This is a genomic window from Bacillus sp. FSL E2-8868 (genome assembly GCF_038005505.1).
GTDB lineage: Bacteria > Bacillota > Bacilli > Bacillales > Bacillaceae_G > Bacillus_A > Bacillus_A mycoides.
This window is the reverse complement of record NZ_JBBOTI010000003.1, coordinates 379,721-392,559: the sequence shown is the minus strand read 5'-3', so window position 1 is coordinate 392,559 and position 12,839 is coordinate 379,721. Positions and strand designations below refer to the sequence as shown.

General features: G+C 40.0%; 12 protein-coding genes. 11 read left to right on the top strand and 1 reads right to left on the bottom strand.

Translation table 11 applies throughout. The annotated features are described in order from the left end of the window. The first annotated feature begins 8 nt into the window (after window positions 1-8). From NSS74_RS23150 to pyrG, 7 genes are all read left to right on the top strand, one after another. The gene (locus NSS74_RS23150; protein WP_080118323.1) at window positions 9-1,292 is read left to right on the top strand and encodes an acetyl-CoA C-acetyltransferase; all 1,284 of its coding nucleotides are present in this window, start codon (window positions 9-11) and stop codon (window positions 1,290-1,292) included. A 49-nt stretch (window positions 1,293-1,341) separates the two neighbouring features. Next, window positions 1,342-2,193, top strand: coding sequence for a 3-hydroxybutyryl-CoA dehydrogenase (locus tag NSS74_RS23145; RefSeq protein WP_340814385.1), 852 nt, complete (start codon window positions 1,342-1,344; stop codon window positions 2,191-2,193). Window positions 2,194-2,265: 72 nt separating this feature from the next. After that, window positions 2,266-3,396: an acyl-CoA dehydrogenase gene (locus NSS74_RS23140; RefSeq protein WP_001009066.1), complete on the top strand. Its 1,131-nt coding sequence runs from the start codon at window positions 2,266-2,268 to the stop codon at window positions 3,394-3,396. Window positions 3,397-3,418: 22 nt separating this feature from the next. Next, window positions 3,419-4,558, top strand: a complete 1,140-nt coding sequence (acdA, locus tag NSS74_RS23135) for an acyl-CoA dehydrogenase AcdA (RefSeq protein ID WP_002016320.1) — start codon at window positions 3,419-3,421, stop codon at window positions 4,556-4,558. Window positions 4,559-4,622: 64 nt separating this feature from the next. Further along, a complete protein-coding gene (locus NSS74_RS23130) occupies window positions 4,623-5,252 on the top strand; it encodes a TetR/AcrR family transcriptional regulator (protein ID WP_002034889.1) in 630 nt (209 codons plus the stop codon). Between the two features lie 165 nt (window positions 5,253-5,417). Next, a complete protein-coding gene (gene rpoE, locus NSS74_RS23125) occupies window positions 5,418-5,945 on the top strand; it encodes a DNA-directed RNA polymerase subunit delta (RefSeq protein ID WP_002143883.1) in 528 nt (175 codons plus the stop codon). Between the two features lie 257 nt (window positions 5,946-6,202). After that, on the top strand, window positions 6,203-7,810 hold the full coding sequence (gene pyrG / locus NSS74_RS23120) for a CTP synthase (protein ID WP_002016314.1): 1,608 nt from the start codon (window positions 6,203-6,205) through the stop codon (window positions 7,808-7,810). A 32-nt stretch (window positions 7,811-7,842) separates the two neighbouring features. Here pyrG and NSS74_RS23115 read toward each other — a convergent pair whose 3' ends face one another. Beyond that, on the bottom strand, window positions 7,843-8,367 hold the full coding sequence (locus tag NSS74_RS23115) for a DUF2529 domain-containing protein (protein WP_002143880.1): 525 nt from the start codon (window positions 8,365-8,367) through the stop codon (window positions 7,843-7,845). A 202-nt stretch (window positions 8,368-8,569) separates the two neighbouring features. Here NSS74_RS23115 and spo0F point away from each other — a divergent pair, with 202 nt between their 5' ends. The 4 genes from spo0F (at window position 8,570) to glpX (ending at window position 12,793) form a co-directional block, all read left to right on the top strand. Further along, complete coding sequence (gene spo0F, locus NSS74_RS23110; protein WP_000398592.1) at window positions 8,570-8,938, top strand: sporulation initiation phosphotransferase Spo0F; 369 nt, start codon at window positions 8,570-8,572, stop codon at window positions 8,936-8,938. Window positions 8,939-9,149: 211 nt separating this feature from the next. After that, complete coding sequence (locus tag NSS74_RS23105; RefSeq protein ID WP_002016312.1) at window positions 9,150-10,007, top strand: class II fructose-bisphosphate aldolase; 858 nt, start codon at window positions 9,150-9,152, stop codon at window positions 10,005-10,007. A 347-nt stretch (window positions 10,008-10,354) separates the two neighbouring features. Then, the gene (gene murA, locus NSS74_RS23100; RefSeq protein ID WP_002034893.1) at window positions 10,355-11,644 is read left to right on the top strand and encodes a UDP-N-acetylglucosamine 1-carboxyvinyltransferase; all 1,290 of its coding nucleotides are present in this window, start codon (window positions 10,355-10,357) and stop codon (window positions 11,642-11,644) included. Window positions 11,645-11,827: 183 nt separating this feature from the next. After that, window positions 11,828-12,793 carry a class II fructose-bisphosphatase gene (glpX, locus tag NSS74_RS23095; protein WP_002016310.1) on the top strand — a complete coding sequence of 322 codons (966 nt, stop codon included), beginning with the start codon at window positions 11,828-11,830 and terminating at the stop codon, window positions 12,791-12,793. The last annotated feature ends 46 nt before the right edge of the window (window positions 12,794-12,839 follow it).

Genomic DNA, 12,839 nt, shown 5'->3' with positions numbered 1-12,839 from the left:
TTGTAGGAATACATTCAAATTTAGAAAGAGGTGCAATAATTGCACCTCTTCTAGGCGCAAGGATACCGAGCGAGCGCTCGGTGCTAAAAAAAGAAATGGGGGAAAGAAACATGAGTAAAACAGTTATTTTAAGTGCTGCAAGAACACCGGTTGGAAAATTTGGAGGAACTTTAAAAGACGTGAAAGCAACAGAGCTTGGAGGAATCGTAATTAAGGCAGCGCTTGAAAGGGCGAATGTTTCCGCTAGTGATGTTGAAGAAGTTATATTTGGAACGGTTATCCAAGGAGGGCAAGGACAAATTCCATCACGCCAAGCAGCAAGAGCGGCCGGCATTCCTTGGGAAGTGCAGACAGAAACAGTAAATAAAGTTTGTGCATCAGGGCTTCGCGCAGTTACGTTAGCAGATCAAATTATTCGCACTGGTGACCAATCACTGATTGTAGCTGGTGGAATGGAATCGATGAGTAACAGCCCTTACATTTTACGAGGGGCAAGATGGGGATACAGAATGGGTAACAACGAAGTTATCGATTTAAACGTTGCAGACGGTTTAACGTGCGCATTTTCAGGTATACACATGGGTGTTTATGGCGGAGAAGTTGCGAAGGAAGATGGAATCTCTCGCGAAGCACAAGATGAATGGGCATATCGTAGCCATCAACGTGCGGTTTCGGCACATAAAGAAGGGCGTTTTGAAGAGGAGATTGTACCAGTAACAATTCAGCAAAGAAAAGGCGATCCTATCGTCGTGGCTAAGGATGAGGCGCCACGCGCGGATACAACGATTGAAAAATTAGCGAAATTAAAGCCTGTATTTGATAAGACGTCAGCGGTGACAGCAGGTAATGCTCCGGGACTAAATGATGGCGGTGCTGCACTTGTATTAATGAGCGAGGACAGAGCGAAGCAAGAAGGAAGAAAACCATTAGCGACAATTTTGGCGCATACGGCGATTGCGGTAGAATCGAAGGATTTCCCAAGAACGCCAGGTTATGCAATTAATGAATTGCTGAAAAAGACAGGTAAGACAATTGAAGACATAGATCTATTTGAAATCAATGAGGCATTTGCGGCTGTAGCAATTGCAAGTACAGAAATCGCAGGGATCGATCCGGAAAAATTGAATGTAAATGGCGGTGCTGTAGCAATGGGGCATCCAATTGGAGCGAGCGGAGCACGTATTATCGTTACACTTATCCATGCACTGAAGCAGCGCGGCGGCGGAATTGGAATTGCTTCTATTTGTAGCGGTGGCGGTCAAGGTGATGCAGTGATGATTGAAGTTCACTAATTAAGATTAGAAGATATATAGTTTATTAACAATTAAGGGGGAAGAAAAAATGAGTGTACAAAAGATTGTTGTAATCGGTGCAGGGCAAATGGGTTCAGGTATCGCACAAGTGTGTGCAATGGCAGGCTATGATGTGAAAGTGCAAGATTTAAAGCAAGAGCAATTAGATAGAGGGCTAGCTGTTATTTCGAAAAATTTAGCCCGCCAAGTAGAAAAAGGCCGTATGAAGGAAGAAGAGAAAGATGCGACTTTAAATCGTCTTACATGGACGCTCGATTTAAATAGTGTCAAAGAAGCTGATCTTATTATTGAAGCAGCTGTTGAAAAAATGGATATTAAAAAGAAAATTTTTGCGAATTTAGATGAAATCGCTCCAGAACACGCAATTTTAGCGACGAATACGTCATCGTTACCAATTACGGAAATTGCAGCGGTAACGAAACGTCCTGAGAAAGTAATCGGCATGCACTTTATGAATCCAGTTCCAGTTATGAAACTCGTTGAAATTATTCGTGGTTTAGCTACAGATGATGCAGTGTACGAAACGATTGAGGATATTACGAAAAAAATCGAGAAAGTGCCAGTTGAAGTAAATGATTTCCCAGGGTTTGTATCGAACCGTATTTTATTACCGATGATTAACGAAGCGATTTATACGTTATACGAAGGAGTAGCGACGAAAGAAGCGATTGATGAAGTAATGAAACTCGGTATGAATCATCCGATGGGACCTCTTACGTTAGCTGACTTTATCGGTTTAGATACGTGTTTATACATTATGGAAGTGTTGCATGAAGGATTAGGAGATAGTAAATATCGCCCATGTCCATTATTACGTAAGTATGTGAATGCAGGATGGTTAGGACGTAAAACGGGTCGTGGTTTCTACGTTTACGAATAAAGGCCTCCCTTTATTGAAGTAGTGGTCTTACCAGATTGTTAAAAAGATATATAGCAAACGGAGGCGAAGTACATGAATTTTCACTTTACTGAAGAGCAACAAATGATGAGGAAAATGGTTCGAGATTTTGCACAGAAGGAAATAGCTCCCTTTGTTCCTAGTATGGAACAAGGGGTGTTCCCGAAAGAGATTTTGCAAAAGATGGGTGAGCTTGGACTAATGGGTATTCCAGCACCTGCAAAATATGGCGGGGCAGAAATGGATTTTATTTCTTACATTCTAGCAATTGAGGAAATTTCAAAGGTAAGTGCAACGGTTGGTGTAATTTTAGCTGTACATACGTCAGTTGGAATGAATCCGATTTTATACTTCGGAACAGAAGAACAGAAGCAGAAATATGTTTCTAAATTGGCGACTGGTGAATATTTAGGCGCATTTGCTCTAACAGAACCGAATGCAGGATCAGATGCAGGTAGTTTGAAATCAAGAGCTGTAAAAAAGGGCGATCACTACATCATTAATGGATCGAAAGTCTTTATTACAAATGGTGGTGAAGCAAGTACATACATTGTATTCGCTTCTACAAATCCAGAGGCGGGGAAAAGTGGTATTTCTGCATTTATAGTAGAGAAAGATACACCAGGCTTAATCATCGGAAAAGATGAGCATAAGATGGGTCTTCTTGGTTCTCGTACAGTACAACTTACGTTTGAAGATATGAAAGTACCGGCCGAGAATTTACTTGGTGAAGAAGGACAAGGATTTAAGGTGGCAATGGCGAATTTAGATGTTGGACGAATTGGGATCGGAGCACAGGCATTAGGAATCGCGGAAGCGGCGCTTGCATGTGCGATTGATTATGCGAAAGAGCGCGAGCAATTCGGCAAGCCAATTGCGGCGCAGCAAGGAATCGGATTCAAACTTGCAGATATGGCGACTAGCGTAGAAGCAGCGCGATTACTTGTATACAGAGCGGCATCGCTAAGAGCACAAGGGTTACCATGCGGTAAAGAAGCTTCTATTGCGAAATTATTTGCTTCTAAGACGGCCGTTGAAGTTGCGATTGAAGCGGTGCAAGTATTTGGCGGTTACGGTTATACGAAAGATTATCCAGTAGAAAGATTTTTCCGTGATGCGAAGATCACGCAAATATATGAAGGAACGAGCGAAATACAAAAGCTTGTAATTAGTCGAGCTTTATAAAAAGGCAGAGGGGGAGACGGGAATGCATTTTAAATTATCAGAAGAACATGAAATGATAAGAAAAATGGTTCGGGATTTTGCAAGGAATGAAGTAGCACCGACAGCAGCAGAGCGTGATGAGGAAGAGCGATTTGATCGCGCTTTATTCGATCAAATGGCAGAGCTTGGTTTAACCGGTATTCCGTGGCCTGAAGAATACGGCGGAATTGGAAGCGATTACTTGGCGTATGTAATTGCCGTTGAAGAATTATCCCGCGTTTGTGCTTCTACAGGTGTAACGTTGTCTGCACATACTTCACTTGCTGGATGGCCAATTTTTAAATTTGGAACGGAAGAGCAAAAACAAAAGTTTTTGCGCCCAATGGCTGAAGGGAAGAAAATTGGTGCATATGGCTTAACAGAACCAAGCTCTGGATCAGATGCTGGTGGAATGAGGACGACTGCAAAACGAGATGGAGACCATTACATTTTAAATGGTTCGAAAATCTTTATTACAAATGGCGGTATTGCTGATATTTATGTTGTTTTTGCATTAACAGATCCTGATTCGAAGCAGCGCGGCACGAGTGCATTTATTGTGGAGAGTGATACGCTAGGATTTTCGGTTGGGAAGAAGGAAAGTAAGCTGGGGATTCGTTCTTCGCCAACAACTGAAATTATATTTGAAGACTGCCGTATTCCTGTAGAGAATTTACTAGGGGAAGAGGGCCAAGGATTTAAAGTTGCGATGCAGACATTAGATGGCGGCCGTAATGGTATTGCGGCACAAGCAGTCGGTATTGCACAATCCGCTTTAGATGCTTCTGTAGAATATGCAAGAGAACGTCATCAGTTTGGGAAGCCAATTGCGGCGCAACAAGGAATTGGCTTTAAACTTGCGGATATGGCAACGGATGTAGAGGCAGCGCGTCTTTTAACATATCAAGCGGCTTGGCTTGAATCTGAAGGGCTTCCGTATGGGAAAGAGTCAGCGATGTCAAAAGTATTTGCAGGTGATACAGCGATGAAGGTGACGACTGAAGCGGTACAAGTATTTGGTGGTTATGGTTATACGAAAGATTATCCAGTAGAGCGTTATATGCGCGATGCAAAGATTACACAAATATATGAGGGAACACAAGAGATTCAAAGGCTTGTAATTTCTCGTATGTTAACGAAGTAGGAACAAAAGCGTAGGTATTTTCCTACGCTTTTTACTTCCAAAAATAATAGAGAGAGGTGAAGGGATGGTTAAACATAATGTACATGCGTCAGTGAAAGATGAAAAATTAGTTGCGTTAAGACGTGAACAAATGATTAAAGGTGCGGTGCAGCTGTTTAAGCAAAAAGGATTCCCGCGTACAACAACGAGAGAAATTGCGAAAGCGGCTGGATTTAGTATCGGAACACTTTATGAGTATATTCGCACAAAAGATGATGTATTATATTTAGTTTGTGATAGTATTTATGAACATGTAAAAGAGCGGTTAGAGGAAGTAGTGTGTACAGAGAAGGGAAGTATAGAAAGCTTAAAGATAGCGATAATGAATTATTTTAAAGTGATGGATGAATTGCAAGAAGAAGTATTAATTATGTATCAAGAGGTACGTTTTTTACCGAAGGAATCACTCCCATATGTATTAGAAAAAGAGTTTCAAATGGTCGGGATGTTTGAGGATATTTTAGAGCAGTGTACGGAAAATGGGACATTTACACTAAATAAAAAGGAAATACAGCTTCTTGCACATAATATTTTCATACAAGGACAAATGTGGGGATTTAGACGTTGGGCCCTGCAAAAACTGTATACTCTCGAAGAATATACAGAAATGCAAATTAGGTATGTACTGCAAGGAGCACATATGTCTCCGAAATAAAGAATGGACAAATTATAATTTTATTGCCCGTAAATAGCGCGATAAAAGTTTCCCGTTTTTTTTGTAGCATATTTGTGCGACTTTTGTTTATAATGAATAGTATGGATTTTTTTAAGCAGACCGTTATATATAAGCTTATATTTGAAGAAAGGAAGTGCCGCATAAGTGGGTTTTAAGCAATATTCACCAGAAGAGCTAAAAGAATGTTCAATGATTGAAGTTGTACATAGTGTTTTAGGGAATAAAAGACAAGCAACGACATTCAACGAGTTGGTTCAAGAAATCGCTCAAGTGCTGGGACTATCTCAAGGGCAAGTTAATACGAAACTCGCACAATTTTATACAGATTTAAACATCGATGGACGTTTCATTAATTTAGGAGAAAATCGTTGGGGGCTACGTAGCTGGTACCCATATGAGCAAATTGATGAAGAAATTCTGCCTCAGCCAAAACCGAAGAAGAAACGCAAAGTTGAAGAAGACGGTTTTGACGACTACATTGAAGAAGATGATGTAGAAGAAGTAGAAGAAGAAGTAGAAGAAGATGTAGTAGATTTGGACAAAGTTCTTGAAGACGAAGACGCAGATGATGAAGATGATGATCTTGATGATTTAGAAGAAGATAATGAAGACTTCGCAGAAGAAGAACTTGAGTATGATGAAACTGAAGAAGAAGAAGAGGAAGAGCGGTAGTTCTTGACTTTTCATTATCGTCCATGTAGAATCATTTTTGGGCTCTTTAAAAAAAGACGATAATACTTTTAAAGTGTAAATATAAAAGAAAATTGCTCCCTACTTATTACTTTATGTGATGAGGGGAGCAATTTTCTTTTTTGTTTTTTGTTTAGAAAATAAAAAGAGTCTAACAATAAGATGGATACAGTGTTATCTACATACGTTGCGCTTTGCAACGGTGATTATATAACAGCAAAATAGGAGGGAGCTTTTTCATGACTAAGTATATTTTTGTAACAGGCGGTGTAGTATCGTCTTTAGGTAAAGGTATTACAGCAGCATCTCTTGGAAGACTTTTAAAGAATCGTGGTTTAAACGTAACTATTCAAAAGTTTGATCCATACATTAACGTAGACCCAGGGACTATGAGCCCCTACCAACACGGTGAGGTATTCGTAACAGATGATGGTGCAGAAACGGACTTAGACCTAGGTCACTATGAGCGTTTTATTGACATCAACTTAAATAAATACAGCAACGTAACAACAGGTAAAATTTACTCTTCAGTTCTTCAAAAAGAGCGTCGTGGTGAATATTTAGGAGGAACAGTTCAAGTTATTCCTCACATTACTAACGAAATTAAAGAACGTGTATATCGTTCTGGTCGCGAAACAAATGCCGACGTTGTTATTACAGAAATCGGTGGAACTGTTGGTGATATCGAGTCTCTACCATTCTTAGAAGCAATTCGTCAAATTAAGAGCGACATCGGTCGTGACAATGTAATGTACATTCACTGTACGTTAATCCCGTACTTAAAAGCAGCGGGTGAAATGAAAACAAAACCAACGCAACATAGCGTTAAAGAGCTTCGCAGCTTAGGTATTCAACCAAATATTATCGTTGTTCGTACAGAACTACCTGTTTCTCAGGACATGAAAGACAAGCTTGCATTATTCTGTGACATCGATACAAAAGCAGTTATCGAAGCACGCGATGCAGATACTTTATATGCGGTTCCATTATCTCTTCAAGAACAAAACATGGACCAAATCGTTTGTGATCACTTGAAGTTAGACAATCCAGCTGCAGATATGACAGATTGGACTGCGCTAGTTAATAAAGTACGTAACCTTTCTAAGAAAACAAAAATCGCTCTTGTTGGTAAATACGTAGAGCTTCAAGATGCATACATTTCTGTTGTAGAAGCGCTTCGTCATGCAGGTTATTCATTCGACACAGATGTAGAAGTGAAATGGGTAAATGCTGAGCACGTAACAGCAGAGAACGTAAAAGAATTAGTTGGCGATACAGATGGTATCCTTGTACCAGGTGGCTTCGGCGATCGTGGTGTAGAAGGTAAAATCGTTGCAATTCAATATGCCCGTGAAAACAAAGTTCCATTCTTAGGAATTTGCCTAGGTATGCAACTTGCATCAATCGAATTTGCACGTAACGTATTAGGATTAGAAGGAGCTAACTCTTCTGAAATTAATCCTGACACACCTTATGCAATTATCGATTTATTACCAGAACAAAAAGATGTAGAAGATTTAGGTGGTACACTTCGCCTTGGTCTATACCCATGTAAGCTTGCTGAAGAAACAAATGCTTACAATGCTTACAATGAGCCGGTTGTATATGAGCGTCATCGTCATCGTTATGAGTTCAACAATCAATTCCGTCCAGATATGGAAAAAGCAGGATTTGTATTCTCTGGTACAAGCCCAGACGGTCGTCTAGTGGAAATTATTGAATTACAAGATCACCCTTGGTTCGTGGCAGCACAGTTCCATCCAGAACTTGTATCTCGTCCAAACCGTCCACAACCATTGTTCCATGACTTCGTAAGTGCTTCTATTACGAATAAAGAGAGCAAGTAATAAAAAAAAGCGCCTGAAATAGGGCGCTTTTTTTAATATTCGTTTAACATTTCATCAATTGTAAATTTCAATCCGTGATAAGCAAATAAAGCTATAATTAAACTTGGGAACCCATAGCGGTTACCTTCATCATCTGGAATAAGACCTTTTAACAGCTTTGTATCAATATGTACATCTGTATATTGTTCCAGTGATTCAACACCTTCTTGAATAGCCGAGATTCCAACGATAGATTGGCCTTCTTCATGAAGTTTTTTCGCGGTTTTTATAATTTCTTCATCTGTCGAAAAACGACTAATAAGAAGTACGCGGTCCGCAGAAGTCACTGCCGCCGGTTCACCGTTTTCTATTAAACGTTTTGCTTGTTTCATTGGTTCGGCGCCAAATAATGCTTCTGAAACAATACCCTCCATTTCGTTTGTACCATGCAAGTAAATGAAGCCGTCGCCAACTAACGCCTGGGCAAGTAGACGAGCGCTATCTTCTATATTCATTTCCTCTTTTTGAGAAATTCTGGAGAAATATCCACTTAATTGAGTCGAGAAAATTTTTAACATGTTGTTGCTCCTTTCTTTCGTGCTAGCCGGTTCCCATTATAGCTCATTTTTTTTAGAAAGGGGAAATCGTAGGGTAGCATAACGAAATAGTAAACGGTAAAATAAGAAAGAATAGGAAGGGATTTGGCAAAGAGTAGCGAAAATAAACCGATAAGATATAAGAAGCTTTAAATCTTGTACTTACACAGAAAGGTTGGGAGTTATGGAAGGGAAAATTTTAATCGTTGATGATCAATATGGCATTCGTGTTTTATTGCATGAAGTGTTCCAAAAAGAAGGTTATCAGACGTTCCAAGCAGCGAATGGATTTCAAGCTTTAGATATCGTGAAAAAAGATAATCCAGATTTAGTAGTGTTAGATATGAAAATCCCAGGTATGGATGGTATAGAGATTTTAAAACATGTAAAAGAAATTGATGAGAGTATTAAAGTGATTTTAATGACTGCTTATGGAGAATTGGATATGATTCAAGAAGCGAAAGATTTAGGAGCTTTAATGCACTTTGCTAAACCGTTTGATATTGATGAGATTCGTCAAGCAGTGAGAGATCAGCTTGCTGTAGAGGCGTAAAAAGTGAATTTTTTATAAAAAATATGGAAAAAAGCGTTTACATGGACTGTTGAGCAGGTGAATACAGTTGAGTTTTTGAGTACAAGTTGTTATCCTATTGAGTGTAGAAAGAAGTCCGGTATGTAAATATACATATTTTACCTTATTCTGGTCATACTACCAGCGATAAGAATTTATCGGATACAAAAAACGTTTTTTAGGAGGATTCACCATGCCTTTAGTTTCTATGAAAGAAATGCTAAACACAGCACTAGAAGGAAAATACGCAGTTGGTCAATTCAACATGAACAACTTAGAGTGGACTCAAGCTATCTTAGCTGCTGCGGAAGAAGAAAAATCTCCTGTAATCTTAGGTGTATCTGAGGGTGCAGCTCGTCATATGACTGGTTTCAAAACAGTTGTAGCTATGGTTAAAGCTTTAATCGAAGAAATGAACATTTCTGTTCCTGTAGCGATTCACCTTGACCATGGTTCAAGCTTCGAAAAATGTAAAGAAGCAATTGATGCAGGTTTCACATCTGTAATGATCGACGCTTCTCACCACCCATTCGATGAAAACGTTGAAACTACTAAAAAAGTGGTAGAATACGCACACGCTCGTAACGTATCTGTTGAAGCTGAGCTTGGAACAGTTGGCGGACAAGAAGACGACATCATCGCTGAAGGCGTAATTTACGCTGATCCAGCAGAGTGTAAGCACCTTGTTGAAGCAACAGGTATCGATTGCCTAGCTCCAGCTTTAGGTTCTGTACACGGTCCTTACAAAGGTGAGCCTAACTTAGGATTCGCTGAAATGGAACAAGTTCGTGACTTCACTGGCGTACCTTTAGTATTACACGGTGGTACTGGTATCCCAACTGCTGATATCGTAAAAGCTATTTCTTTAGGTACTTCAAAAATTAACGTAAACACTGAGAACCAAATTGAGTTTACAAAAGCTGTTCGTGAAGCATTAAACAAAGACCAAGAAGTTTACGATCCTCGTAAATATATTGGACCTGGCCGCGACGCTATCAAAGCAACTGTTGCTGGTAAAATGCGTGAGTTCGGTTCTAACGGTAAAGCGTAAGAATAAAATTCCGTTTTGGAAACCGTCTAGTCTTTTAGACGGTTTCCTTTCGTTGTATAATGAAAGCGCGAACAAGTCTAAAGATTTTATAAAGTGAATTTTTGGTTTGCGAATATAGAAAATAATGTGCATAGTCCTATTAATAAATGTGGTAAGTATCTGAATTGAGTAATTTGATTCGATGAATAGTTAATCTTCATCTATTTGTATAGCAGGGGAGCTACAGGTGATGGTTTTCTACTTATTGAGTTTCAGGATGGAAAGAGTGATTGAGATTCTTAAGGGGGAATCTTCTACTTCTTATAAAGAAGTAGAAGATAAATACATTCACAAGAAGGGAGCTCAATATGGAAAAGTTGCTAATTGAAGGCGGAAGAGCTTTAAATGGAACGATTCGTGTGAGTGGTGCAAAGAACAGTGCTGTTGCACTAATTCCAGCGACAATTTTAGCAGATACTCCAGTAACTATTGGGGGTGTTCCTAATATTTCGGACGTGAAAATGTTAGGAGACTTACTAGAGGAAATTGGAGGGAAAGTAACTTATGGGCAGGAAGAAGAGATGGTAGTCGATCCTTCTAACATGGTTGCGATGCCTTTACCAAATGGAAAAGTGAAAAAATTGCGCGCCTCTTATTATTTAATGGGTGCAATGCTTGGCCGTTTTAAAAAAGCTGTTATTGGGCTTCCAGGTGGATGTCATTTAGGGCCACGACCGATTGATCAGCATATTAAAGGGTTTGAAGCGTTAGGGGCATATGTTACAAATGAACAAGGTGCCATTTATTTAAGAGCAGACGAACTACGTGGGGCACGTATTTATTTAGATGTTGTTAGTGTAGGAGCTACGATTAATATTATGCTAGCGGCTGTACGAGCGAAAGGTAGAACTGTTATTGAAAATGCAGCGAAAGAACCAGAGATTATTGATGTAGCTACATTGTTAACGAGTATGGGAGCACGTATTAAAGGTGCTGGTACAGACGTAATCCGAATTGATGGTGTGGATTCACTGCACGGTTGTCACCACACTATTATTCCAGACCGTATTGAAGCTGGTACGTATATGATTTTAGGAGCAGCATCAGGAGGAGAAGTAACAGTTGATAATGTTATTCCTCAGCATTTAGAATCCGTTACTGCGAAGCTAAGAGAAGCTGGTGTTCAAATTGAAACGAACGATGACCAAATTACAGTGAACGGCAATAGAAGGTTAAAAGTAGTTGATGTAAAAACGCTTGTATATCCAGGGTTTCCAACGGATTTACAACAGCCGTTTACAACGCTTTTAACAAAAGCGCATGGAACAGGAGTTGTAACTGATACAATTTACAGCGCACGTTTCAAGCATATTGATGAATTGCGCCGTATGAACGCGCAAATTAAAGTAGAAGGCCGTTCAGCAATTGTGACTGGACCAGTTTTATTGCAAGGTGCGAAGGTGAAAGCGAGTGACCTACGAGCTGGTGCATCCCTTGTTATTGCGGGTTTAATGGCAGATGGCATTACAGAAGTAACGGGACTTGATCATATTGATCGAGGTTACGAAAATATAGTAGACAAGCTTAAAGGGCTTGGTGCAAACATTTGGCGAGAACAAATGACAAAGCAAGAAATTGAAGAAATGAAGAATGCATAAAGTGAAACTTTAATCAGTATGGGGTATCCCACGTCGATTATTAACCCTCACCAATCGGGATAAGGTGGTGATACTTCCGTTAATGGGGAGCGAAGAATCACTACTAACGGAAGTACACTTTATAGAAAAATAAGGTTCACAAAATACGGCAGAAATATAAAGGCTTAAAGGAGAGGGATTATCGTGGAAAGAAGTTTATCTATGGAGTTAGTACGTGTAACAGAGGCTGCGGCATTATCATCAGCGCGTTGGATGGGGCGCGGAAAAAAAGATGAGGCAGATGGTGCAGCAACATCTGCTATGCGTGATGTATTTGATACAATTCCGATGAAAGGTACAGTTGTAATTGGCGAAGGTGAAATGGATGAAGCGCCAATGCTATATATCGGAGAAAAATTGGGTACAGGATATGGACCACGCGTAGACGTTGCAGTTGATCCTTTAGAAGGGACAAATATCGTAGCGGCTGGCGGCTGGAATGCGCTTGCTGTTATTGCAATTGCAGATCACGGCAATTTGTTACATGCTCCTGACATGTACATGGATAAAATAGCGGTTGGTCCAGAAGCAGTTGGTGCAGTTGATATTGACGCACCTATTATCGACAACTTACGTGCAGTTGCGAAAGCGAAAAATAAAGATATCGAAGATGTTGTAGCGACAGTTTTAAACCGTCCACGTCATCAAGCAATTATCGAAGAAATTCGTAAAGCTGGTGCTCGTATTAAATTAATTAACGATGGAGATGTAGCTGGAGCAATCAATACAGCATTTGACCGTACTGGTGTAGATATTCTATTCGGTTCTGGTGGAGCACCTGAAGGTGTATTAGCTGCGGTCGCATTAAAATGCTTAGGTGGAGAAATTCACGGGAAGCTCTTACCTCAAAACGAAGCTGAACTAGCTCGTTGTAAAAGAATGGGTATTGAAGATATCAATCGTATCCTTCGTATGGAAGACTTAGTAAAAGGTGACGATGCAATCTTTGCAGCAACAGGTGTAACAGACGGAGAACTATTACGAGGCGTTCAATTTAAAGGTAGCGTCGGAACAACACAATCCCTTGTTATGCGTGCAAAATCAGGCACAGTACGCTTCGTAGACGGCCGCCATAGCTTAAATAAAAAACCGAATTTGGTTATTAAATAAAAAGCGTAAGCAGCTCGTTCAGAATGGGAGGGGGATGGAGCTTCAG

Coding starts and splice junctions, on each gene's coding strand:
- NSS74_RS23140 (WP_001009066.1), top strand. CDS start 2,266: ATGAATTTTCACTTTACTGAAGAGCAACAAATGATGAGGAAAATGGTT.
- spo0F (WP_000398592.1), top strand. CDS start 8,570: ATGGAAGGGAAAATTTTAATCGTTGATGATCAATATGGCATTCGTGTT.
- acdA (WP_002016320.1), top strand. CDS start 3,419: ATGCATTTTAAATTATCAGAAGAACATGAAATGATAAGAAAAATGGTT.
- NSS74_RS23105 (WP_002016312.1), top strand. CDS start 9,150: ATGCCTTTAGTTTCTATGAAAGAAATGCTAAACACAGCACTAGAAGGA.
- murA (WP_002034893.1), top strand. CDS start 10,355: ATGGAAAAGTTGCTAATTGAAGGCGGAAGAGCTTTAAATGGAACGATT.
- NSS74_RS23145 (WP_340814385.1), top strand. CDS start 1,342: ATGAGTGTACAAAAGATTGTTGTAATCGGTGCAGGGCAAATGGGTTCA.
- NSS74_RS23115 (WP_002143880.1), bottom strand. CDS start 8,367: ATGTTAAAAATTTTCTCGACTCAATTAAGTGGATATTTCTCCAGAATT.
- NSS74_RS23130 (WP_002034889.1), top strand. CDS start 4,623: ATGGTTAAACATAATGTACATGCGTCAGTGAAAGATGAAAAATTAGTT.
- pyrG (WP_002016314.1), top strand. CDS start 6,203: ATGACTAAGTATATTTTTGTAACAGGCGGTGTAGTATCGTCTTTAGGT.